General features: G+C 70.8%; 18 protein-coding genes and 1 pseudogene. 15 read left to right on the plus strand and 4 right to left on the minus strand.

Annotation, left to right across the window (positions count from 1 at the left end):
• Nucleotides 1-1,071 precede the first annotated feature (1,071 nt).
• The 11 genes and pseudogenes from LRD69_RS25950 to LRD69_RS26000 all read left to right on the plus strand — a co-directional run bounded on the left by LRD69_RS25950 (nucleotide 1,072) and on the right by LRD69_RS26000 (nucleotide 13,192).
• On the plus strand, nucleotides 1,072-1,512 hold the full coding sequence (locus LRD69_RS25950; RefSeq protein WP_277328950.1) for a VOC family protein: 441 nt from the start codon (nucleotides 1,072-1,074) through the stop codon (nucleotides 1,510-1,512).
• A 1-nt stretch (nucleotide 1,513) separates the two neighbouring features.
• Nucleotides 1,514-1,702 (plus strand): annotated as a pseudogene (locus LRD69_RS25955) (site-specific integrase); the annotation flags it as partial.
• 13 nt (nucleotides 1,703-1,715) lie between these two features.
• Nucleotides 1,716-2,096 (plus strand): nucleotide pyrophosphohydrolase, encoded by a 381-nt coding sequence (locus LRD69_RS25960; protein WP_277328951.1) that lies wholly within the window; start codon nucleotides 1,716-1,718, stop codon nucleotides 2,094-2,096.
• Between the two features lie 123 nt (nucleotides 2,097-2,219).
• Complete coding sequence (locus LRD69_RS25965; RefSeq protein WP_277328952.1) at nucleotides 2,220-2,756, plus strand: DUF6099 family protein; 537 nt, start codon at nucleotides 2,220-2,222, stop codon at nucleotides 2,754-2,756.
• Between the two features lie 141 nt (nucleotides 2,757-2,897).
• Nucleotides 2,898-3,821 (plus strand): LLM class F420-dependent oxidoreductase, encoded by a 924-nt coding sequence (locus LRD69_RS25970; protein WP_277328953.1) that lies wholly within the window; start codon nucleotides 2,898-2,900, stop codon nucleotides 3,819-3,821.
• Between the two features lie 59 nt (nucleotides 3,822-3,880).
• On the plus strand, nucleotides 3,881-4,783 hold the full coding sequence (gene mmuM / locus LRD69_RS25975; protein WP_277328954.1) for a homocysteine S-methyltransferase: 903 nt from the start codon (nucleotides 3,881-3,883) through the stop codon (nucleotides 4,781-4,783).
• A gap of 174 nt (nucleotides 4,784-4,957) precedes the next feature.
• Nucleotides 4,958-6,436 carry a 3' terminal RNA ribose 2'-O-methyltransferase Hen1 gene (locus LRD69_RS25980; protein ID WP_277328955.1) on the plus strand — a complete coding sequence of 493 codons (1,479 nt, stop codon included), beginning with the start codon at nucleotides 4,958-4,960 and terminating at the stop codon, nucleotides 6,434-6,436.
• 77 nt (nucleotides 6,437-6,513) lie between these two features.
• Nucleotides 6,514-9,060 (plus strand): polynucleotide kinase-phosphatase, encoded by a 2,547-nt coding sequence (locus LRD69_RS25985; RefSeq protein ID WP_277329874.1) that lies wholly within the window; start codon nucleotides 6,514-6,516, stop codon nucleotides 9,058-9,060.
• 66 nt (nucleotides 9,061-9,126) lie between these two features.
• Nucleotides 9,127-10,359 (plus strand): arginine deiminase, encoded by a 1,233-nt coding sequence (locus LRD69_RS25990; protein WP_277328956.1) that lies wholly within the window; start codon nucleotides 9,127-9,129, stop codon nucleotides 10,357-10,359.
• 154 nt (nucleotides 10,360-10,513) lie between these two features.
• The gene (argF, locus tag LRD69_RS25995) at nucleotides 10,514-11,518 is read left to right on the plus strand and encodes an ornithine carbamoyltransferase (protein WP_277328957.1); all 1,005 of its coding nucleotides are present in this window, start codon (nucleotides 10,514-10,516) and stop codon (nucleotides 11,516-11,518) included.
• 225 nt (nucleotides 11,519-11,743) lie between these two features.
• Entirely contained in the window at nucleotides 11,744-13,192 is a 1,449-nt protein-coding gene (locus LRD69_RS26000; protein WP_277329875.1) for an amino acid permease, read from the plus strand.
• A 94-nt stretch (nucleotides 13,193-13,286) separates the two neighbouring features.
• Here the strand turns inward: LRD69_RS26000 and LRD69_RS26005 are convergent, their stop codons facing one another.
• A complete protein-coding gene (locus LRD69_RS26005; protein WP_277328958.1) occupies nucleotides 13,287-13,712 on the minus strand; it encodes an ATP-binding protein in 426 nt (141 codons plus the stop codon).
• Nucleotides 13,713-13,949: 237 nt separating this feature from the next.
• Here LRD69_RS26005 and LRD69_RS26010 point away from each other — a divergent pair, with 237 nt between their 5' ends.
• The gene (locus LRD69_RS26010; RefSeq protein WP_277328959.1) at nucleotides 13,950-14,777 is read left to right on the plus strand and encodes an enoyl-CoA hydratase family protein; all 828 of its coding nucleotides are present in this window, start codon (nucleotides 13,950-13,952) and stop codon (nucleotides 14,775-14,777) included.
• A gap of 4 nt (nucleotides 14,778-14,781) precedes the next feature.
• Nucleotides 14,782-17,064 (plus strand): bifunctional salicylyl-CoA 5-hydroxylase/oxidoreductase, encoded by a 2,283-nt coding sequence (locus LRD69_RS26015; RefSeq protein WP_277328960.1) that lies wholly within the window; start codon nucleotides 14,782-14,784, stop codon nucleotides 17,062-17,064.
• Here the strand turns inward: LRD69_RS26015 and LRD69_RS26020 are convergent.
• The 3 genes from LRD69_RS26020 to LRD69_RS26030 form a co-directional block, all read right to left on the minus strand.
• On the minus strand, nucleotides 17,051-17,500 hold the full coding sequence (locus LRD69_RS26020) for a hypothetical protein (protein ID WP_277329876.1): 450 nt from the start codon (nucleotides 17,498-17,500) through the stop codon (nucleotides 17,051-17,053). The two genes, LRD69_RS26015 and LRD69_RS26020, sit on opposite strands and share 14 nt — an antisense overlap.
• 168 nt (nucleotides 17,501-17,668) lie before the next feature.
• Nucleotides 17,669-18,496 (minus strand): PaaX family transcriptional regulator C-terminal domain-containing protein, encoded by an 828-nt coding sequence (locus LRD69_RS26025; protein ID WP_277328961.1) that lies wholly within the window; start codon nucleotides 18,494-18,496, stop codon nucleotides 17,669-17,671.
• Between the two features lie 4 nt (nucleotides 18,497-18,500).
• Nucleotides 18,501-20,126 (minus strand): AMP-binding protein, encoded by a 1,626-nt coding sequence (locus tag LRD69_RS26030; RefSeq protein ID WP_277328962.1) that lies wholly within the window; start codon nucleotides 20,124-20,126, stop codon nucleotides 18,501-18,503.
• Between the two features lie 87 nt (nucleotides 20,127-20,213).
• Here LRD69_RS26030 and LRD69_RS26035 point away from each other — a divergent pair, with 87 nt between their 5' ends.
• Together LRD69_RS26035 and LRD69_RS26040 are read left to right on the plus strand one after the other, a co-directional pair.
• Complete coding sequence (locus tag LRD69_RS26035; protein ID WP_277328963.1) at nucleotides 20,214-21,383, plus strand: acyl-CoA dehydrogenase family protein; 1,170 nt, start codon at nucleotides 20,214-20,216, stop codon at nucleotides 21,381-21,383.
• Nucleotides 21,380-21,781 carry a RidA family protein gene (locus LRD69_RS26040; protein ID WP_277328964.1) on the plus strand — a complete coding sequence of 134 codons (402 nt, stop codon included), beginning with the start codon at nucleotides 21,380-21,382 and terminating at the stop codon, nucleotides 21,779-21,781. The genes LRD69_RS26035 and LRD69_RS26040 overlap by 4 nt, the downstream gene beginning before the upstream one ends.
• Nucleotides 21,782-21,963: the final 182 nt, after the last annotated feature.

A 21,963-nucleotide genomic window follows, 5' to 3' on the forward strand; every position in this document is an offset into this window, starting at 1 on the left:
TCCGAGGTTAAAGATCAAGCTAAGGGCTGTCCCGTAATCCCTGGTGGATCAGCGCGCGGCGTCAGATGTGGTGCATCGCAAGGCGGAGGGGCGTCTCGTACGGGGCGTATTCGGGCGTTCCGACAACGCGGCGAGGTGCCGCAGCTGTCGTCGTGCGCCCGCCAGGGATTACGGGACAGCCCTTAGGTATGTCCAATGAGCCGCGGTCGGACAGCGACGGCGGCGGAGTGCAACTGCGACCGTCGGTCAGGCCGACGGCACGGGAGATCAAGCCACGTGCGGCACGTTATTGCGTCCGAATCGTGAGCCGCAACGCCATTTCCGGCCCGGCTGCAGGGCGGACAGCCAGAAAGCGCTCTGCGGCCGTCAGCCGCAGGCGCCGATGACGGTGGCCAGTTTGGCGGGTGAGGCAGCTCGAGGATGGCTGCGGCCTGTGGAGGTGCATGATCTCGTCGTGCGGGGCGGTGAGCCGGGACAGCGCGAGCTTCTTGAACGCGGTCAGCTCTTCGATGGCCTTGTCCCTGTCAGTGACGCCGGCCTTCAGCTCGGCGTTCTGGGCCTTCAGACGCTCGATCTGGGCATCTCTCGGGTCCCTGGCACCACTCCGGCCTCCCGGAGGCCCGCCAGACGGCGTACGAAGTCCTTACCGAGGTGCTGATAGGACCCCTCCCGGACGCTGCCGGCATGGTCCTTTTTCGGGTAGAAGCCAGTGCGGGGCACTCCCGCCTCCGCGGCCGGCGTCTTGATGTCGCACCGGCCGCCGGGCGGGCGTTCTCCACCGTGAATTGATTGGGGAGGCGCAATACTCAAGCGCGCCCTGCGAATCGTCGAGGAAGCATAGAGAAGCGGGGACGGAACGCTGCGGCTGATCGTCTTCACGAGAGCGGCCACCTGCGCCGCACTCACCCCCGGCGGTGGCACCTGGCTCGCGGGTCTGCTGTAGCGGTGCTGAGGCGCGATCCAGATTTTTCGGAGTTCGGCGGTCTGGGGATGTCGAGAACGTGCCACCGGCTCCGTCCCGGGGACATCAGCGGCCACCACCGGCCGCACGAGGAAGAAGGAGAAACCAGCATGGCGATTCAGCGGATGGACAACGTCGGCATCGTCGTCGAGGACATGGATGCCGCCATCGCGTTCTTCGTGGAACTCGGTATGGAGCTGGAGGGCAGGGCGGAGGTCGAGGGCCTCTTCGCCGACCAGTGCACCGGACTCGACGGCGTCCGCTGTGACATCGCGATGGTCCGGACCCCGGACGGTCACAGCCGGCTCGAGCTGGCGAGGTACCGCAGCCCCGCGGTGATCAGCGCCGGGCCGCGCAACCGGCCGCACAACATTCTCGGCACGCACCGCGTGATGTTCGCCGTCGACGACCTCGAGGACACCGTTGCCCGCCTGCGCCCTCACGGCGCCGAACTCGTCGGCGAGATCGCCCGGTTCGAGGACAGCTATCTGCTCTGCTACGTCCGCGGCCCGGAGGGCATCATCGTCGGACTGGCCGAGCAACTGCGCTGAGCTGCAGGACGCGGGGGAGAGCATCAAGTCCTTGTCGGAGTACCTGGGACACCACGATCCCGGCTTCACGCTGCGGACTTACACTCACCTGATGCCAAGCAGCGGGAAGCGCACGCGGGAAGCCGTCAACCGCGCGTTCGAGGACGGTCCGAAGAGCGATGACGGCCCCACGACGGCCCAGGGAGCATGAGAGAGGGGAGAGCATGCAGGCCAAGCCGCAAGCAGAGTCAGAACTGGACGTACAGACACTGCAGCGACGGCTCGCCGCGTTCGCGGCCGCACGCGACTGGGAGCAGTACCACACCCCGAAGAACCTGGCGATGGCGCTGAGCGTCGAGGCGTCCGAACTGGTCGAGATCTTCCAGTGGTTGACGCCCGAGCAGTCGGCGAGTGTCATGGAGGAGCCGGGGACGGCGCATCGGGTGGCGGACGAAGTCGCCGATGTGCTCGCGTATCTGTTGCAGTTCTGCGAGGTGCTGGGTATCGACGCGCTGGGGGTGCTGGCGGCGAAGATCGACCGGAACGAGGCGCGCTTCCCCGTACCTGAGCGCCCAGAACCTCAAGATCGTCACTCTGCGGAGTGATCGATTTATCCACAATCGACTTCGTGTCCACAGATTTCCGAAATTCTCTGGCCTTTCGGTGCCGCTCACCTCACTCTGGGTAATGGATGAGGTGAGCGGGTTTTCGTAGGACGGGGGCAATGCATGGACGCGGAGCGGCTCATAGGGGTAGGCAGGCGGGCTCTGGCGCAGAGCCGGGGCACGCCGTCCATCATGGCGGAGGCCTGGCAGGCGCAGGCGCTCGCCCAGGCGATCGGGGACCGGCTGGCGGCGAGCGGACCGAAGGAGTTGCGCGGCGAGGCGCGCGGGCTCAGCGAGATCGGGGGGAGGGGCAGCGGGACGCCGGACCATTCGGTGGTGCGGACCGGTGAGGCGCGGGCCGCGCAGCTCACCGGGGTCGCCGATCCGCGCGCGACACTGACCGGACTCGGCGCGCTGCTCGGAGAGGTGGGGATGGCTCTTGTCGCGGTGGCCTGCGACACCGACGAGGAGGGTCTTTATTGGCAGTGCATAGAGGCGATCGACGCCACCGACGAGTCGCTTGACCGGGTGCACGGGATGCTCCGGCGCCTGACGGAGCAGGACCGGGAGCGGCAGCACGATCTGGAGCGTGGAAGAGGGCGGGACGGTCCCTACGGCACGGTCCGCGGACCGGCGGGCTCGGCGGCCGGCCAGCAGTGATGGCCCCGGACCGTCCTCGACCGCCCCTGAGCACAAACGCCCGCACCTGGCCACGGAGACCGGCGGTGCGCGGCCCCGCCGCGGCGCCGCGCACCGAGTGAGAGGAGGGACGACCGGTGTTCGGAGGTGCAGGATGGATCCATGGATCTTCGAATCTTTACCGAGCCCCAGCAAGGGGCGAGCTACGGGACGCTGCTCGCAGTCGCCAAGGCCGCCGAGGACCTCGGCTTCGACGCCTTCTATCGATCCGACCACTACCTCCGGCTGGGGGCGGGGAACGGGCTGCCCGGTCCGACCGACGCCTGGATCACCCTGGCCGGGCTGGCGCGCGAGACCAAGCGGATCCGGCTCGGCACGCTGATGACCGCGGGGACGTTCCGCCTTCCCGGTGTCCTCGCGATCCAGGTCGCCCAGGTCGATCAGATGTCCGGAGGCCGGGTCGAACTCGGCCTGGGCGCAGGCTGGTTCGAGGAGGAGCACAAGGCGTACGGCATTCCGTTCCCCAAGGAGAGGATCGGCCGGCTGGAGGAGCAGCTGGCGATCGTCACGGGCCTCTGGGCGACCGAGGTCGGCGGCAGGTTCAACTACGACGGCACGTACTACCAGCTGACCGACTCGCCCGCGCTGCCCAAGCCGGCCCAGGCCAAGGTGCCGATCCTGATCGGCGGCCACGGTGCGACGCGTACACCGCGGCTCGCCGCGCAGTACGCGGACGAGTTCAATATCCCGTTCGCCTCGATCGAGGACAGCGAGAGGCAGTTCGGCCGGGTGAGGGACGCGGCGGAAGCGGCAGGGCGCAGTGCGGACGACCTGGTGTACTCCAACGCCCTGGTGGTCTGTGTCGGCAGGAACGACGCCGAAGTTGCTCGCCGGGCAGCGGTTATCGGCCGTGATGTGGAGGAGCTGAAGGCGAACGGACTCGCGGGCTCGCCCGCCGAGGTGGTCGACAAGATCGGCAGCTACGGCAAGATCGGGTCGTCGAGGATCTACCTCCAGGTCCTCGATCTGGACGACCTCGAGCACCTGGAGCTGATCTCCGCGCAGGTCCAGTCCCAGCTGACCTGAGCCGGTTCCGGACGAGACGCATATCGGCAAGTGAACATGAGCAGTTGAGAGGAGCACCTGTGCAACCCGCCCGGCCGTTGGCCGCCGCGCTCGCCGAGTCCACGGTCCTGCTCGACGGAGGCCTCTCCAATCAGTTGGAGGCGCAGGGCCGTGATCTGTCCGACGAGCTGTGGTCGGCCCGGCTGCTGCTCGACGAGGAACAGCAGATCGAGGCCGCGCACCGGGCCTATGTGCGGGCGGGTGCGCAGGTGCTCATCACGTCGGGCTATCAGGCGACGTTCGAGGGGTTCGCGCGGCGGGGGATCGGCCGGGGCCGGGCGACGGAGCTCTTCGCCCGCAGCGTGGAGCTCGCCCGGCGGGCCGGTGGTGCGACGGACCGGGAGATCTGGGTCGCCGCCTCGGTCGGCCCGTACGGGGCGATGCTCGCGGACGGCAGTGAGTACCGCGGGCGGTACGGCCTCTCGGTCCGGGAACTGGAGCGCTTCCACCGGCCCCGGATCGAGGCGCTGGCCGCCGCAGGACCCGATGTGCTGGCGCTGGAGACGGTGCCGGACACCGACGAGGCGGAGGCCCTGCTGCGGGCCGTCGGGGGATGCGGGCTGCCCGTCTGGCTCTCGTACAGCGTGGCGGGGGACCGGACCCGGGCTGGCCAGTCGCTGGAGTCGGCCTTCGGGCTTGCCGCAGGGCTCGACGCCGTGGTGGCGGTGGGGGTGAACTGCTGCGATCCGGCCGACGCGGACCGTGCGGTGGAGACGGCGGCGGAAGTGACCGGCAAGCCGGTCGTCGTGTACCCGAACAGTGGTGAGCGCTGGGACGCCGAGGCCCGGGCGTGGACCGGCGGTGCCACCTTCGACCCGAGCCGGGTGCGGGCCTGGCAGGCGGCCGGGGCGCGGCTCGTCGGCGGCTGCTGCCGGATCGGCCCCGGCCCGATCGCGGAACTGGCCCGCCTGCTGGAGGGGTGACGGACGGGACGCACCGAGCGGTCGGGGCGGCCTGCAGAACAGCCAGGAGAGTCACGACGGCCGCGACCGGACGCGACGGGCCGGAGGGGCAGGAGGGGGCGGAGGAACAGCAGAACCGTAGACACCAACAAATTGCCTGGTGGGGGCCGAGTGAACCGGACCATACTCGGACGTGTGTTCCTGACAATCAGTACGACCGGCACCCCGGAGCGACCCGCCACCGACCTCGGTTTCCTGCTGCACAAGCACCCCGAGAAGGCGCAGACGTTCTCCACGTCCCACGGCACCGCGCATGTCTTCTACCCCGAGGCATCCGCCGAGCGCTGCACGGCCGCGCTGCTGCTGGAGGTGGATCCCGTGGCGTTGGTGCGGCGAGGCAAGGGCAAGGGCCGGGGCGGCGCCCCCGACGCGGCGCTCGCGCAGTACGTCAACGATCGCCCGTACGCAGCGTCCTCGCTGCTCTCCGTCGCGATGAGCACGGTCTTCAAGTCCGCGCTGAACGGGGTGTGCCGCTCCCTGCCCGAGCGTGCGGCGGCGCCCCTGCCCCTGCGGATCGAGGTGCCCGCACTCCCGGCGCGCGGCGGTCCGGAGCTCGTGTCGAAGCTCTTCGGACCGCTCGGCTGGACGAGCGTGGACGCCGTGGCCGTACCGCTGGACGAACAGTTCCCGGAGTGGGGCGACTCGCGGTACGTGCGCCTCGTGCTGGAGGGCGAGTTGCGGCTAGCCGACGCGCTGCGGCAGCTGTACGTCCTGCTGCCGGTGCTCGACGACGCCAAGCACTACTGGGTCGCGCCCGACGAGGTGGACAAGCTGCTGCGCGCCGGTGACGGCTGGCTGGCCGATCACCCCGAGCAGAAGCTGATCACCAGCCGTTATCTGTCCCGGCGCTGGGGGCTGACCCGACAGGCGATGCAGCGGCTGGAACTGGTGCGGCTCGCCGAGCTGGACGACCTCGCGGTGGAGAGCGTCGACAACGCGGTGGACGAGACGACGGACACCGAGGAGAAGCCGGTGCCGCTCGCCGAGCAGCGGCGCACGGCGATCCTGGAGGCGCTGCGCGCCGCCGGGGCGAGCCGGGTGCTCGACCTGGGGTGCGGACAGGGCCAGTTGGTCAAGGCCCTGCTGGGGGACGTGCGCTTCACGGAGATCGTCGGCGTCGATGTCTCCATGCGCGCTCTCACGATCGCCTCGCGCCGCCTGGGGCTCGACCGGATGGGGGAGCGGCAGGCAGCACGCGTCATACTGCGGCAGGGCTCGCTCACGTACACCGACAAACGGTTGGCGGGGTATGACGCGGCGGTGCTCAGCGAGGTCATCGAGCACCTCGACCTGCCGAGGCTGCCCGCGCTGGAGTATGCGGTGTTCGGCTCGGCGCGGCCGCGGACGGTGCTCGTGACGACGCCGAACGTCGAGTACAACGTCCGCTGGGAGAGCCTCCCGGCCGGTCATGCGCGCCACGGCGACCACCGCTTCGAGTGGACCAGGGCGGAATTCCGGGGCTGGGCACAGGCGGTGGCGCAGCGGCACGGATACGGGGTCGGCTTCGTGCCGGTGGGGCCCGACGACCCCGAGGTGGGGCCGCCCACGCAGATGGCTGTGTTCACGAAGTCCGCCGAGGACGACACGGAGAAGAAGGAGGCGAAGGCAGCATGACCGAGCACGACACCCCCGCCGAGACGGGCGCCGACGCCGGGAGGAGTGCCCGCGCCGGGCAGGACGCCGACACCGAGATGAGTGCCGGCACGCACCGCAGGCTGCCGGTGACCGACCTCTCCCTCGTCGTACTGGTCGGGGCCAGCGGCTCCGGCAAGTCCACCTTCGCGCGCAGGCACTTCAAGCCCACGGAGATCATCTCCTCGGACTTCTGCCGCGGCCTCGTCGCCGACGACGAGAACGACCAGAGCGCCAGCCGCGACGCCTTCGACGTGCTGCACTACATCGCGGGCAAGCGGCTCGCGGCCGGGCGGCTGACCGTCGTCGACGCCACCAACGTGCAGGCAGAGAGCCGCAGGCAGCTGGTACAGCTCGCCCGGAGCCACGACGTGCTGCCGATCGCGATCGTTCTCGACCTGCCCGAAGAGGTCTGCCAGGCGCGCAACGCCGCCCGGCCCGACCGCGCCGACATGCCCCGCCATGTCGTCCAGCGCCACCGCCGCGAGCTGCGCCGTTCGCTGCGCGGCCTGGAGCGCGAGGGCTTCCGCAAGGTGCACATCCTGCGTACCGAGGAGGAGGCCGAGTACGCCGAGGTGGTGCTGGAGCGCCGCTACAACGACCTCCGTCACCTCACCGGGCCGTTCGACATCATCGGTGACATCCACGGCTGCAGCTCCGAGCTGGAGTCCCTGCTCGGCAAGCTGGGTTACGTCGACGGTGCGCATCCCGAAGGGCGTACGGCGGTCTTCGTCGGCGACCTCGTCGACCGCGGCCCCGACAGCCCCGGTGTCCTGCGCCGCGTCATGTCCATGGTGGCCGGGGGTCACGCCCTGTGCGTGCCGGGCAACCACGAGAACAAGCTGGGGCGCTACCTCAAGGGCCGCAAGGTCCAGCACACCCATGGACTCGCCGAGACCATTGAGCAGTTGGACCGGGAGGACGAGAAGGACCCGGCCTTCCGGGCGCAGGTGCGCGAGTTCATCGACGGGCTCGTCAGCCACTACGTGCTGGACGGCGGCAGGCTCGTCGTCTGCCACGCAGGGCTGCCCGAGAAGTACCACGGGCGCACTTCCGGACGCGTCCGCTCGCACGCGCTGTACGGCGACACCACCGGCGAGACCGACGAGTTCGGGCTGCCCGTGCGCTACCCGTGGGCGGAGGAGTACCGCGGCCGCGCCGCCGTGGTCTACGGCCACACCCCCGTACCCAGCACCTCCTGGGTCAACAACACCCTCTGCCTGGACACCGGTGCGGTCTTCGGCGGGAAGATGACCGCGCTGCGCTGGCCGGAGCGCGAACTCGTCGACGTACCGGCCGAGAAGGTCTGGTACGAGCCGGCCAAGCCGCTGAGCACCGAGGCGCCCGGCGGCCGGGAGGGCCGCCCGCTCGACCTGGCCGATGTGCAGGGCCGCCGGATCGTGGAAACCCGGCACCTGGGCCGCATCTCGGTGCGCGAGGAGAACGCCGCGGCGGCACTGGAGGTCATGAGCCGGTTCGCCGTCGACCCGCGGTTGCTCGGCTACCTCCCGCCGACCATGGCACCGACCGCGACGTCCCACGAGGAGGGCTTCCTGGAGCACCCGGCCGAGGCCTTCGCCCAGTACCGGGCGGACGGCGTCGCCCAGGTCGTGTGCGAGGAGAAGCACATGGGCTCGCGCGCGGTGGCCCTGGTCTGCCGCGACGCGGAGGCGGCCCGCGAACGGTTCGGGGTGGAGGGCCCGACCGGGGCGCTGCACACCCGTACCGGACGGCCGTTCCTGGACGACGTCGCCCTGACCGAGGTGATCCTCGGCAGGCTGCGCACGGCTGTCACCGCCGCAGGGCTCTGGGACGAGTGGGGCACCGACTGGGTGCTGCTCGACGCCGAGCTGATGCCCTGGTCCCTGAAGGCCGGCGGGCTGCTGCGTTCGCAGTATGCGGCGGTCGGAGCGGCCTCCGGCGCCGTTCTCCCCGGAGCCAACGCGGCGCTGGCGGCAGCGGCGGCCCGCGGGGTCGACGTCGCCGGCCTGGCTGCCCGCCAGCAGGACCGGACGGCTGACGCGGCGGCGTTCACCGATGCCTACCGGCGGTACTGCTGGCCCACCGAGGGCCTCGACGGGGTGCGGATCGCCCCGTTCCAGATCCTTGCCGTGCAGGGGCGTTCGCTGGCCGCCGTACCGCACGACGAGCAGTTGGCCTGGCTGGACCGGCTGGTGGAGCACGACCCCACCGGCCTGCTCCAGGTCACCCGGCGACTGGTCGTCGACACCGGCGACGAAGCATCGGTCCGGGCCGGCGTCGACTGGTGGCTGGAGATGACCGGCCGCGGCGGCGAAGGCATGGTCGTCAAACCGCTCGCGGCGCTCGTCCGGGACGAGAAGGGCAGGCTGGTCCAGCCGGGCATCAAGGTGCGCGGCCGGGAGTACCTGCGGATCATCTACGGCCCCGAGTACACGCGTCCGGAGAATCTGGAGCGGCTGCGCTCCCGGTTCCTCGGCCACAAGCGGTCGTTGGCGCTGCGCGAGTACGCCCTGGGGCTTGAGGCGCTGGACCGGCTGGCTGAGGGGGAGCCGCTGTGGCGGGTCCACGAGGCGGTCTTCGCGGTGCTCGCCCTGGAGTCGGAGCCCGTGGACCCCCGCCTCTGATCCGAAAGAAGAGGCGGGGTGGCGATTCGCGGGGTGAACGGCGCTCCGCGCGGTGAGGATGGAGGCATGGGATTCCATGTCGACTCCGAGGCCGGGCGGTTGCGCCGCGTCATACTGCACCGCCCCGATCTCGAACTGAAGCGGCTCACCCCCAGCAACAAGGACGCGCTCCTCTTCGACGACGTGCTGTGGGTGCGCCGCGCACGCCAGGAGCACGACGGGTTCGCGGACGTGCTGCGCGACCGGGGGGTGGAGGTACATCTCTTCGGCGATCTGCTCCGTGAGGCCCTGGACATCCCGGTGGCCAAACGGCTCGTGCTGGACCGGGTCTTCGAGGAGAAGGAGTACGGTCCGCTCGCCACCGAGCATCTGCGGGCCGCGTTCGAGGAGCTGTCCACCGCCGACCTGGCGGAGGCTCTGGTCGGCGGGATGACGAAGCGGGAGTTCCTGGAGCGGCACAGCGAGCCGACCTCGGTCCGCTTCCATGTGATGGACCTGGACGACTTCCTGCTCGGTCCGCTGCCTAACCACCTCTTCACCCGGGACACCTCGGCATGGATCTACGACGGGGTGTCCATCAACGCGATGCGCTGGCCGGCCCGGCAGCGCGAGACGGTCCATTTCGAGGCGATCTACCGCCACCACCCCCTCTTCACCGGCCCCGAGGCGGGGGTCTTCCACCACTGGTCGGAGGGGCAGGACGACTATCCGTCCACCATCGAGGGCGGCGACGTCCTCGTCATCGGTCAGGGCGCCGTCCTCATCGGGATGAGCGAGCGCACCACCCCACAGGCGGTCGAGATGCTGGCCCGCGGACTGTTCGACGCCGGTTCCGCCCGGACGATCGTGGCGCTCGACATGCCCAAGAGCCGCGCGTTCATGCACCTCGACACGGTGATGACGATGGTCGACGGCGACACGTTCACCCAGTACGCGGGGCTCGGCATGCTCCGCTCGTACACCATCGAGCCGGGCGGCGGACCGAGGGACCTGAAGGTCACCGACCATCCGCCGGAGCACATGCACAAGGCCATGGCGGCGGCCCTCGGTCTGGACTCGATCCGTGTGCTCACGGCCACCCAGGACGTGCATGCGGCCGAGCGGGAGCAGTGGGACGACGGCTGCAATGTGCTGGCCGTCGAGCCCGGCGTCGTCATCGCGTACGAGCGCAACGCCACCACCAACACGTATCTGCGCAAGCAGGGCATCGAGGTGATAGAGATCCGCGGCAGCGAGCTGGGCCGGGGCAGGGGCGGCCCGCGCTGCATGAGCTGCCCGATCGTCCGCGATTCCGTGTGAGGAATCGTCCGCGACCGCGTGCGGGAAGGAGGGAGGCGGAGCAGCGGCGGGAGACCGGACACACCGATGCAGGGGACTGTATAGTGATGCATTCGTTCGTATAGACTTTCAGCAACTGTCCGCGCGATCTCCGCCCGACCCAGGAGCAGCCACCATGGCCATAGACCTCGCAGGCCGCCACTTCCTCAAGGAGCTGGACTTCACGGCGGAGGAGTTCCGCGGCCTGATCGACCTGGCCGCCGAGCTCAAGGCCGCCAAGAAGGCAGGCGCCGAGGTACAGCGGCTGCGCGGCAGGAACATCGCGCTGATCTTCGAGAAGACCTCGACCCGCACCCGTTGTGCCTTCGAGGTCGCGGCCGCCGACCAGGGTGCCGCCACGACGTATCTCGACCCCACCGGTTCCCAGATGGGGCACAAGGAGTCGGTGAAGGACACCGCCCGCGTCCTCGGCCGGATGTTCGACGGCATCGAGTACCGCGGTGACAGCCAGGCTGCCGTCGAGGAGCTGGCGGCGTACGGCGGAGTTCCCGTCTTCAACGGGCTCACCGACGACTGGCACCCGACCCAGATGCTCGCCGACGTCCTCACGATGACCGAGCACAGCGACAAGCCGCTGGAGCGGATCGCCTTCGCCTACCTCGGCGACGCCCGCTTCAATATGGGCAACTCGTACCTGGTCACAGGCGCGCTGCTCGGCATGGATGTCAGGATCGTCGCTCCGAAGGCCTACTGGCCGTCCGAGGAGATCGTCGCGGAGGCCCACCGGCTCGCCGAGTCCAGCGGTGCGACCGTCACCCTCACCGAGGAGATCGCCGAGGGTGTCCGCGGTGCCGACTTCGTCGTCACCGACGTCTGGGTCTCCATGGGGGAGCCCAAGGAGGTCTGGGACGAGCGCATCACCGCCCTCGCGCCGTACGCCGTCACCATGGACGTCCTGAACGCCACGGGCAACGCCGACGTGAAGTTCCTGCACTGCCTCCCGGCCTACCACGACCTCGGCACCAAGGTCGGCCGCGAGATCCACGCCAGCCACGGTCTGACCGAGCTGGAGGTTACGGACGAGGTCTTCGAATCCGCGCACTCGGTCGTCTTCGACGAGGCGGAGAACCGGATGCACACGATCAAGGCCGTTCTGGTGGCGACCCTGGCCGGCGCCTGACCGGCACAGCCGGGACGGGCGCGGCGCACGGCCGAGACAGCCTGCGGAGCTGCATGATCATGCGCCCAATTGGGTGAACATGCGGACAAGTGGCTACCATGGTTCCACTTGGTGGGGTTCGAGCTCGCACGCTCGGGCCCCATTTCCGTGCGGCCCCCCCGCAGGGCCGGAGCCCCCCACCCGCTCCGTGCGCACGATCCCCCCACGCGCTCCACCAGAGAAGAGATCATCCCCGTGAGCCCGCTCCGCCCGCCGAGCCTCTCCCCCCGGACCGGTCTGCGCATCAAGAGCCCCGACCAGCTGGTCGCCGAGTCCGGCGCCGACCTGGAGGGGCACGGCCTCAAGCGCACCATGGGGCTGTTCCAGCTCGTGTGCTTCGGCATCGGCGCGATCGTCGGGACCGGCATCTTTGTCGGCCTCTCCGACAGCGTCGCCGAGGCCGGCCCCGCGGTCGTCCTCTCCTTCGTCCTCGCCGCGATCACCTGTGTCTTCACGGCGTTCTCCTTCGCCGAGCTGGGTGGGGCGATCCCGGTCTCCGGCAGCTCGTACTCCTTCGCCTACGCGACCCTCGGCGAACGGATCGCGTTCCTCGTCGGCTGGTGCCTCCTGCTGGAGTACGGCATCTCGGTCTCCGCGGTCGCGGTCGGCTGGAGCCAGTACGTCAACGAGCTGCTGAACAGCCTCGTCGGCTGGCACCTGCCCACCGCCCTGTCCGCCGGGCCGGGCGAGGGCGGCGTGATCAATCTTCCCGCCGTCCTGGTGATCATGATGGCCGCCACCCTGCTGGTGCGCGGCGTCCGGGAGAGCGCGCGCGCCACGGCCGCGATGGCGATCCTCAAGATCGGCATTCTGATCGCCTTCTGCGCCATTGCGTTCACCGCGTTCGAGGCCGGCCACCTCACGCCCTTCGCGACCCACGGCCCGGCCGGGGTCACCGCCGGCGCCTCGCTGGCGTTCTTCTCGTACATCGGCTTCGACGCCATCACCACCGCGGGCGAAGAGGTCAAGAACCCCCGGCGGAACATCCCGATCGCGATCCTGATCTGCATCGGGGTCGCCACGCTGCTCTACTGCGTGGTCGCCCTCACGGCCATCGGCGCACTCGGCGCGGACGCCGTCTCCGACAAGCCGGCCGCGCTCTCGCTGATCGTCGATCAGGTCACCGACTCGACGGTCGGCGGCGGCATCATCGCGTTCGGTGCGGTCGTCGCCATCGCGTCGGTCGTGCTCACGGTGATGTACGGGCAGACCCGCATCCTGATGTCGATGTCCCGTGACGGTCTGGTCCCGCGCGTCTTCGAACGTGTCTCGCCGCGGACGTCGACCCCGGTCGCCAACACCTGGATCGTGGCGACCGTCTTCGCCGTTCCCGCGGCGTTCGCGTCCCTGGACGTGGTGGTGAATCTGACGACCATCGGCACGCTCGCCGTCATGGTGGTGGTCAATGTCGCGGTGATCGCGCTGCGCCGCGGCAACCCGGGGCTGAAGCGCTCCTTCCGGGTGCCGTTCTACCCGGTCAGCCCGATCCTGGGCGTCCTCTTCTGCCTCTATCTGATGTACGGGACCGGCTGGGCGACCTGGGTGCAGTTCGCCGTCTTCCTGATGGCCGGCGCCGCCGTGTACGCCGGCTACAGCCGGAGCCGCTCGCGGCTGGCCGCCGCGGAGCGGGACTGACGGACGCCGAGGAGACCCTGAGGGGCGCGGTGGGGCGGCGCCGAGGAGGCGCTGAAGGGCGGTGAGGGGCGCTGAGAAGCGCCCCTCACCGCCCTTACTGATGCGGCAGCGTGAACCACACGGCCTTGCCGTGCTCCGTCGTGCGATGACCGCAGGACGAGCTGAGCGTACGGATCAGCAACAGGCCGCGACCGTGTTCCTGCCAGGGGTCCGGCGGCTCGCTGCCCGGCCCTGGCCGGGAGAGATCGCCCGGCGGAGCCGGGTCGCTGTCGTGGACCTCGACCTGGCAGGAGGTCTCCAGAAGCTCCACCACCAGCTCGACGGGCTCGGCGCCGCCGGTGTGCTTCACGGCGTTGGCGACCAGCTCCGCGGTGAGGAGCTCGGCGGTGTCGGTCGTACCGGCCGGTGAGTCGATGTCCGCCAGTGCCGTACGGATCAGGCCGCGCGCGATGGGCACTGCGGCTGTGGAGTGCGGCAGCGCGATCCGCCAGGAGGCGGGCAACGGTCCATCGGGCGGCAAGGCGGGGTTCCGTTCCGGAGGCAAGGCGGTCCGGAGCTCGTGATGTCTGGAGCTCAAGAGTTCTTCCTTTCAACCATACAAACCGCAACGACACAGACAAGGGGCTGCGGTCCGGTCCGAACGGGACCTTGGCCACATACGCGGAGGACGCCTATCGCGTACTCGTGACGGAAGTCACGTAAGGGTGATAGCTTCGAGAGCAGGTAGCAGCCCGACGGCTGAAGGGGACCACCCTCCATGAGCCCGTTTCCCAGCTCCGCCCGCCGAACCGAGGACTGGCGCCATCTGCGGTTGACGACGGCCGACGGCGTCGCCACCGTCACTCTGGCCCGCCCCGAGAAGCTCAACGCGCTCACCTTCGGCGCCTACGCCGACCTGCGCGATCTCCTTGCCGAGCTGTCCCGGGAACGCTCCGTGCGCGCGCTCGTGCTGGCCGGTGAGGGGCGCGGCTTCTGCTCCGGCGGCGATGTCGACGAGATCATCGGCGCCACGCTCGCGATGGACACCGCGCAGCTGCTCGATTTCAACCGCATGACGGGACAGGTCGTACGGGCGCTGCGCGAGTGCCCGTTCCCCGTCATCGCCGCCGTGCACGGCGTCGCCGCGGGGGCCGGTGCGGTTCTCGCGCTCGCCGCCGACTTCCGTGTCGCCGACCCGTCCGCGCGATTCGCCTTCCTCTTCACCCGGGTCGGGCTCTCCGGCGGCGACATGGGGGCGGCCTATCTCCTGCCGCGCGTCGTCGGTCTCGGCCATGCCACCCGGCTGCTCATGCTGGGCGAGCCGGTCCGCGCACCCGAGGCGGAACGGATCGGGCTGATCAGCGAGCTGGCCGAGGAGGGGCAGGCCGACGCCCGGGCCGCGGAGCTCGCCCGCCGCCTCGCCGAAGGCCCCGCCCTCGCTCTCGCCCAGACCAAGGCGCTGCTCACCGCCGAACTCGACATGCCGCTGGCCGCCGCCGTCGAAATGGACGCCGCCACCCAGGCCCTGCTCATGCACGGCGACGACTACGCCGAGTTCCACGCCGCGTTCACGGAGAAGCGCCCGCCGAAGTGGCAAGGCAGGTAGCGCCATGGCGTCCGACACGAAGCGGATCGCGGTCATCGGCGGCGGCCCCGGCGGGCTGTACGCCGCGGCCCTCCTCAAGCGCCTGGACCCCGAGCGTTCCGTCACCGTCTGGGAGCGCAATGCCCCCGACGACACATTCGGCTTCGGCGTCGTCCTCTCCGACGAGACGCTCGGCGGCATCGAACACGCCGACCCCGTGGTGTACCGGGCGCTCCAGGCCGAATTCGTACGGTGGGACGACATCGACATCATCCACCGCGGCCGGCCCCAGACGTCCGGCGGCCACGGCTTCGCGGCGCTGGGCCGCCGCCGGCTCCTGGAGATCCTGCACAAGCGCTGCGCGTCCCTCGGGGTACGGCTCCGCTTCCGCGCGGAGGCCCCGTCCGTCGCCGAGCTCGCCGCGACGCACGACCTGGTGATCGCGGCCGACGGTGTGCACAGCACCACCCGCGAGGCGTATGCCGGCACTTTTCGGCCCACCGTCACCACCCACCGCAACCGCTACATCTGGCTCGCCGTGGACTTCGCGTTCGGCGCCTTCCGCTTCGAGATCGCCGAGACCGAACACGGTGTGATGCAGCTGCACGCCTACCCCTTCTCGGCCGATGCCTCCACCGTCATCGTCGAGATGCGCGAGGAGGTCTGGCGCGCCGCCGGCTTCGACGCCATGGACACCGCAGCATCGACGGAACGTTGCGGCAAGATCTTCGCCGACGCCCTCGGCGGCCGCCCGCTGCGCTCCAACAACTCCTCCTGGCTCACCTTCCGCACGGTCGTCAACGCCCACTGGTCGCACGGCAACACGGTCCTCATCGGCGACGCCGCCCACACCGCCCACTTCTCCATCGGCTCCGGCACCAAGCTCGCCGTCGAGGACGCCCTGGCGCTCGCCGCCTGCATCGAGGAACAGCCGGACCTGCCCGCCGCCCTGGCCGCGTACGAGACCGAACGCCGGCCCGTCGTCGAATCGACGCAGCGCGCCGCCGCAGCGAGCCTGCGCTGGTTCGAGGAGCTGGGCACGTATGTCGACCAGGCGCCCCGCCAGTTCGCCTTCAACCTCCTCACCCGCAGCCGCCGTGTCACCCACGACAACCTGCGGCTGCGCGACGCCGGCTTCACGGCCGCCGTCGAGGAGGAGTTCGGCTGCGCCCCCGGGACCCCGCCGATGTTCACCCCGCTGCGGCTGCGCGGCCTCGAACTGCGCAACCGCATCGTCGTCTCACCGATGGACATGTACTCCGCCGTCGACGGCGTCCCCGGCGACTTCCACCTCGTCCACCTGGGCGCACGGGCCCTCGGCGGCGCCGACCTCGTGATGACCGAGATGGTGTGCGTCAGCGCCGAGGGCCGCATCACCCCCGGCTGTACCGGCCTCTACACCCCCGAACAGGCCGCCGCCTGGAGCCGGATCACCGACTTCGTCCATACCTCCGCCCCCGGCACGGCGATCGGCATCCAGCTCGGCCACTCCGGCCGCAAGGGCTCCACCAGGCTGATGTGGGAAGGGATCGACCAGCCGCTCGACGCGGGCAACTGGCCGCTGTCCGCCGCCTCCGCGATCCCGTACCGGGAAGGCGTCAACCAGGTCCCGCACGCGCTGGACCGGGACGGGCTCGACGTGATCCGCAACCAGTTCGCCGCGGCCGCCCGGCATGCCGCCACCTGCGACTTCGACCTGCTCGAACTCCACTGCGCCCACGGCTATCTGCTCTCCGGATTCCTCTCCCCGCTCACCAACCACCGCACCGACGGCTACGGCGGACCGTTGACGAACCGGCTCCGCTTCCCCCTCGAAGTCTTCGACGCGGTCCGCGCGCAGTGGCCCGAGGACCGGCCCATGACCGTCCGGATCTCGGCGACCGACTGGGCCGACGGCGGCACGACGGCCGACGACGCCGTCGAGATCGCCCGCGCGTTCGTCGCGCACGGCGCCGACGCCATCGATGTCTCCACCGGCCAGGTCGTCCCCGACGAACGCCCCGAGTACGGCCGCTCGTACCAGACCCCGTACGCGGACCGCATCCGCAACGCCCTGGTGGTCCCCGTCATCGCGGTCGGCGCGATCTCCTCCTGGGACGATGCCAACTCGCTGCTGCTGGCCGGCCGCGCCGACCTCTGCGCGATGGCCCGCCCGCATCTCTACGACCCCCACTGGACCCTGCATGCCGCGGCCGAGCAGGGCTACAGCGGCCCCGGCGCCCCGTGGCCGATGCCGTACCGTGCGGGCAGCCGCACACCGCCGACCGGCCGCACGGACGCACCGAAACCACGGCTCACCCTGCGGTGAGCGCCTGGCCGGTCAGGCAGTCGTGGCAGCGGCAGGGGGTGGGGTGGGGCACGCCGGCCCACCAGGACCCGCGGTACTCGGCCGCCAGCCGTGCGAGCCGGGCGGCGAGTTCCTCGGCATCCTCCCGGGTGTTCCAGCACCCGCCCACGCCCGCCTCCGCGCAGAGCCGCAGTACGGTCGGGCTGTGGACGGGCACGGCCCGGAACGTGTGCAGATGGCGCGTCGCCATGTCGATCGTGATGTACCTGCCGGTGTGGCGTCCACGCCCGATCGTGGTCAGCGCCTCGTGGCCCGTGCCCGCGTACGTGTCGATCACATACACCTTCGAGCCGCCCCGGTAGGACTTGGTGCCCGGCCTGAGCTCCTGCCCGCCCTCCCCGTACCGTCGCCACCGCACCACATTCGCGGCGATCAGCCGGCCCGGTTCCGGTGGCATCTCCTCGGCCCCGCCCGTCACTTCGACTCCGCAGTGATCAACAGTCGGTCCGGGACCGGCCGGTGGCCGATGCGCGGTGGGACACCATGGCCCGGCGGGTTCCCGAGGTCGGTGAAGGTCAGGGGCATGGTCCATTCTGACCAGCCGGGTCCGTGCCGTGCACGTGGTTTACGGGCCGCCCGGCCCACCGCGTACGAACTGCGCCCCCGCGTCCCGCAACCGGGCGTGCAGCAGCCCGAACACCTCCGCCGACCGGCCCCCCGGCCAGTCCTTCGGCAGCAGCTCCTCCGGCAGCCCGGGATCTGCGTACGGCAGCTGCCGCCAGGAGTCCAGGGCCGTCAGATAGTCGCGGTAGGCGGCCTCCGCCTCCGGCTCGCCGGTGCGCGACTCCCAGGACCGCAGCACCGGTTCGTGCTGTTCCAGGAAGTCCAGGTGGAGCCCGGCGACGGCGTCCAGGTCCCACCAGCGCGCCACCGACTCGCGGGTGGCGGCGAAGCCGAGGTGCTCCCCGCGGAACAGGTCGACGTACGGAGCGAGTTCCAGCCGCTCCAGGGTGTGCCGGGTCTCGTCGTACAGCGCGGCGGGCGCGATCCACACCCCCGGCGCCGCCGTGCCGAAACCCAGCCGGGAGAGCCGGGAGCGCAGCAGGTGACGCTTGTGCCGTTCCGCCTCCGGTACGGAGAAGACGGCGAGCACCCAGCCGTCCCGCAGTGGCGGTGAAGGGTGTGCGTAGATCCGCCGGTCGCCGTCGTCCAGCAGCTGGCGGGCGTCCGGCGACAGCGCGTACCCGGCCGCGCCGCTCTCGGTCCGCGCCGGTACGAGCAGGCCGCGCCGCTTCAGCCGGGAGACGGAGGAGCGTACGGAGGGGGCGTCGACGCCCACGGCGCTCAGCAGCCGGATCAGCTCGGCCACCGGCAGCGGAGCGTTGCCGGGGGTGCGACCGTAGGCACCGTAGAGGGTGACGATCAGGGATCGGGGGGGGTGCAACTCGGCCACGTGATCACTCTATGGCCTGGCTCGGTCGCGTCTCGGTGCGCAGCCGGAACCGCTGCAGCTTGCCCGTCGCGGTCCGGGGGAGAGCGGGCAGGAACTCGATGACGCGCGGGCACTTGTGCGGCGCCAGTTCGTCCTTCATGTAGGTGCGCAGCTCGTCGGCCGACGGTGCGGCGCCCTCGCGAGGGACCACATACGCCACGACGACCTGGCCGCGCAGCTCGTCGGGCTGCCCGACCACCGCGGCCTCCGAGACCAGGGGGTGGCGCAGCAGGGCGTCCTCGACCTCGGGACCCGCGATGTTGTACCCGGAGGAGATGATCATGTCGTCGGCCCGTGCGACGTAGTGGAAGTAGCCGTCGCTGTCGCGGGTGTACGTGTCCCCGGTGAAGTTCCAGCCGTGCCGCACGTACTCCGCCTGGCGGGGGTCGGCGAGATAGCGGCAGCCCGTCGGACCGCGTACGGCGAGCAGCCCCGGCTCCCCGTCGGGCACCGGGTGGCCGTCCCGGTCCAGCACCCGCGCCTGCCAGCCGGGCACGGGAACCCCGGTGGTGCCGGGGCGGATCGCGTCGTCGGCGGCGGAGATGAAGATGTGCAGGAGTTCGGTGGCACCTATGCCGTTGATGATGCGCAGACCGGTCCGCTCGTACCAGGACCGCCAGGTGGCCACGGGCAGATTCTCGCCCGCCGAGACGCAGCGGCGCAGCGCGGACAGATCGTGCTCGCCGAGATGGTCGAGCATCACGCGGTACGCGGTCGGGGCGGTGAACAGGACCGAGACGCGGTGGGCGGCGAGCGCGGGCAGCAGCTGCCGCGGACCGGCCTGTTCCAGCAGCAGCGCCGAACCGCCGGCCCGCAGCGGGAAGACCACCAGACCGCCGAGCCCGAAGGTGAAGCCGAGCGGCGGACTGCCCGCGAACACGTCCTCGGGGCCCGGCCGCAGGACGTGGCGCGAGAAGGTGTCGGCGACGGCCAGCAGATCGCGGTGGAAGTGCATACAGCCCTTGGGGCGCCCGGTGGTGCCCGAGGTGAACGCGATCAGCGCGACATCGTCCGCGGCCGTGTCCACGGCCCGGTACGGCCCCGGCCTGCGCTCGGCCAGCCGCAGCAGGTCGTCCGCCCCGTCCCCTCCGTACGCCGTGATCCGCAGCCCCGGCACCTGCGCCTTCACCAGATCGTCGACGAACCGCGCATCGCACAGCGCGTGGCTCACCCGGGCGATCGAACAGATAGTGGCGAGCTCCTGGGCCCGCTGCTGCGCCAGTACGGTGACGGCGATCGCGCCCGCCTTCAGGACGGCGAGCCAGCAGGCGGCCAAATGGGGCGTGGTGAGGCCGCGCAGCAGGACCCGGTTGCCCGGGACGACGCCCAGGTCGGAGGTCAGGACATGGGCGATGCGGTCCACCTGGTCCTGGAGCTCCCCGTAGGTCCATGTCGGGCCGTCAGGGGTACGGAACGCGGGACGGTCGGGTCCGAAACGGGCGACCGTGGTGTCGAGGAGTTCGGCGGCGCAGTTCAACCGGTCCGGATAGTCCAGCTCGGGAAGCCCGAAGACCAGTTCCGGCCACTGGTCCAGGGGTGGCAGATGCTCTCTGGCGAAGCTGTCGATGTGCGCTGAGGTCTTCGGGTCCAAACGGATCGCCCCCTTGTCGCCCTTGGAGCGTAGCGTTTGAATGACGGTAGTCAATCCTTCGCGATACGATCCAGGAGAGGCGCCGGTATGTCGGCATTCTCGCTCGATCCGTCACAGACCGCCCGGTGCGAGGAGCTGCGCGCCCTGGCCGAGCAGCAATTGCGCCCCCTTGCGGAGAAGGGCGAACCGGGGCACGTCAACCGCCCGCTCGTCGCCGCCCTCGGCGAACTGGGCCTGCTCGACCGGCTGTTCTCCTCCGGAGCCCTCGAGCTGTGTCTGCTGCGCGAGTCCCTGGCCCGCGGCTGCACGGAGGCCGAGACCGCGCTCGCCCTCCAGGGACTCGGCACGTACCCGTTGGTCCAGGCGGGTACCCCGGCCCACCGCGAACGCTGGCTCCCCGAAGTTCGCGCGGGCCGCGCCGTCGCCGCCTTCGCGCTCAGCGAGCCCGGGGCCGGCTCCGACGCGGCGGCGCTCGCTCTCCACGCCGAGCACGCCCGGGACGGCTGGCGGCTGACCGGCGAGAAGTGCTGGATCTCCAACGCCCCCGAGGCCGATTTCTACACCGTCTTCGCCCGTACGACGCCCGGCGCCGGAGCCCGCGGCGTCACCGCCTTCCTGATCCCCGCGGACCGCCCGGGGCTGACCGGCACCGCGCTCGACATGCTCTCCCCGCACCCCATCGGAGCGCTCACGTTCGACGGGGTGCCGGTCACCCCCGACGACGTACTCGGCGAACCCGACCGCGGCTTCCGGGTTGCCATGAACACCCTCAACCTGTTCCGCCCCAGCGTCGGCGCCTTCGCCGTCGGCATGGCCCGCGCCGCCCTCGATGCGACGCTGGCCCACACAGCGCGGCGCACCGCGTTCGGCGGCCCGCTCAAGGATCTTCAGGCCGTCTCGCACCAGGTCGCCGAGATGGCCACCCGCACCGAGGCCGCCCGGCTCCTGGTGTACGCGGCCGCGGCGGCGTACGACGCGGGGGAACCGGGGGTGCCGCGCAGAGCGGCGATGGCGAAGCTGTACGCCACGGAGGCGGCGCAGTACGTCGTCGACGCCGCTGTCCAGCTGCACGGCGCCCGCGCGCTGCGCCGGGGTCACCTGCTCGAACACCTCTACCGGGAGGTGCGCGCCCCGCGCATCTACGAGGGAGCCAGCGAGGTCCAGCGCACGATCATCGCCAAGGAGCTGTACGCGTCGGCGACGGCGTCGGCCGCACAGCAGCAGCAGCCGTCCGGAAACCAGGAGCCGCCCGTATGAGTCCCATCCACCGGATCAACCCCGCCGAACTGTCCCCGCCCACCGGCTTCTCGCACGCCGTCACGGCCACCGGCGGTCAACTCGTCTTTCTCGCCGGGCAGACCGCCCTCGACCAGAACGGCAAGGTCATCGGCGACACGCTGCCCGAACAGTTCGCGACGGCCCTCACCAATCTGCTCACCGCCCTGCGTGCGGCCGGCGGCTCCCCGGCCGATCTGGCGCGCGTCACCGTCTATGCCACCGATGTCGCCGACTACCGCGCCCGCGCCTCCGAACTCGGCAGGATCTGGCGGCAGTTGGCGGGTCGTGACTACCCGGCCATGGCGGTCGTCGGGGCGGTCAGGCTCTGGGACGAGCAGGCGCTCGTCGAGCTCGACGGGATGGCCGTACTGCCGTGAGCGGACCCGACGGGCATGAAGGCGCGCCCGCCCGGCGAACGCCTCGGCCGGATACATCAGTTCGTCCATGACCGGGTGAGCAGCGCCCTGGGGCCCTTGCCTGCCGGGCCCCTCACGGTCCCGCGTGGACCCAGCGGGCCGGAATCGGCGCGGCGCGCCGTACGGGTGATGCGGTGCGGGGG

It is taken from the genome of Streptomyces sp. JH14, assembly GCF_029428675.1.
In the GTDB taxonomy this organism is placed as follows: Bacteria; Actinomycetota; Actinomycetes; order Streptomycetales; family Streptomycetaceae; genus Streptomyces.

Bases quoted from the DNA above. Each gene is read 5' to 3' on its own strand.
- LRD69_RS26015 (WP_277328960.1), top strand. From the start codon at position 14,782: ATGGCGTCCGACACGAAGCGGATCGCGGTCATCGGCGGCGGCCCCGGC.
- LRD69_RS25960 (WP_277328951.1), top strand. From the start codon at position 1,716: ATGCAGGCCAAGCCGCAAGCAGAGTCAGAACTGGACGTACAGACACTG.
- LRD69_RS25985 (WP_277329874.1), top strand. From the start codon at position 6,514: ATGAGTGCCGGCACGCACCGCAGGCTGCCGGTGACCGACCTCTCCCTC.
- LRD69_RS25970 (WP_277328953.1), top strand. From the start codon at position 2,898: ATGGATCTTCGAATCTTTACCGAGCCCCAGCAAGGGGCGAGCTACGGG.
- LRD69_RS26035 (WP_277328963.1), top strand. From the start codon at position 20,214: ATGTCGGCATTCTCGCTCGATCCGTCACAGACCGCCCGGTGCGAGGAG.
- argF (WP_277328957.1), top strand. From the start codon at position 10,514: ATGGCCATAGACCTCGCAGGCCGCCACTTCCTCAAGGAGCTGGACTTC.
- LRD69_RS25950 (WP_277328950.1), top strand. From the start codon at position 1,072: ATGGCGATTCAGCGGATGGACAACGTCGGCATCGTCGTCGAGGACATG.
- LRD69_RS25990 (WP_277328956.1), top strand. From the start codon at position 9,127: ATGGGATTCCATGTCGACTCCGAGGCCGGGCGGTTGCGCCGCGTCATA.
- LRD69_RS26020 (WP_277329876.1), bottom strand. From the start codon at position 17,500: ATGCCACCGGAACCGGGCCGGCTGATCGCCGCGAATGTGGTGCGGTGG.
- LRD69_RS26040 (WP_277328964.1), top strand. From the start codon at position 21,380: ATGAGTCCCATCCACCGGATCAACCCCGCCGAACTGTCCCCGCCCACC.
- LRD69_RS25965 (WP_277328952.1), top strand. From the start codon at position 2,220: ATGGACGCGGAGCGGCTCATAGGGGTAGGCAGGCGGGCTCTGGCGCAG.
- LRD69_RS26010 (WP_277328959.1), top strand. From the start codon at position 13,950: ATGAGCCCGTTTCCCAGCTCCGCCCGCCGAACCGAGGACTGGCGCCAT.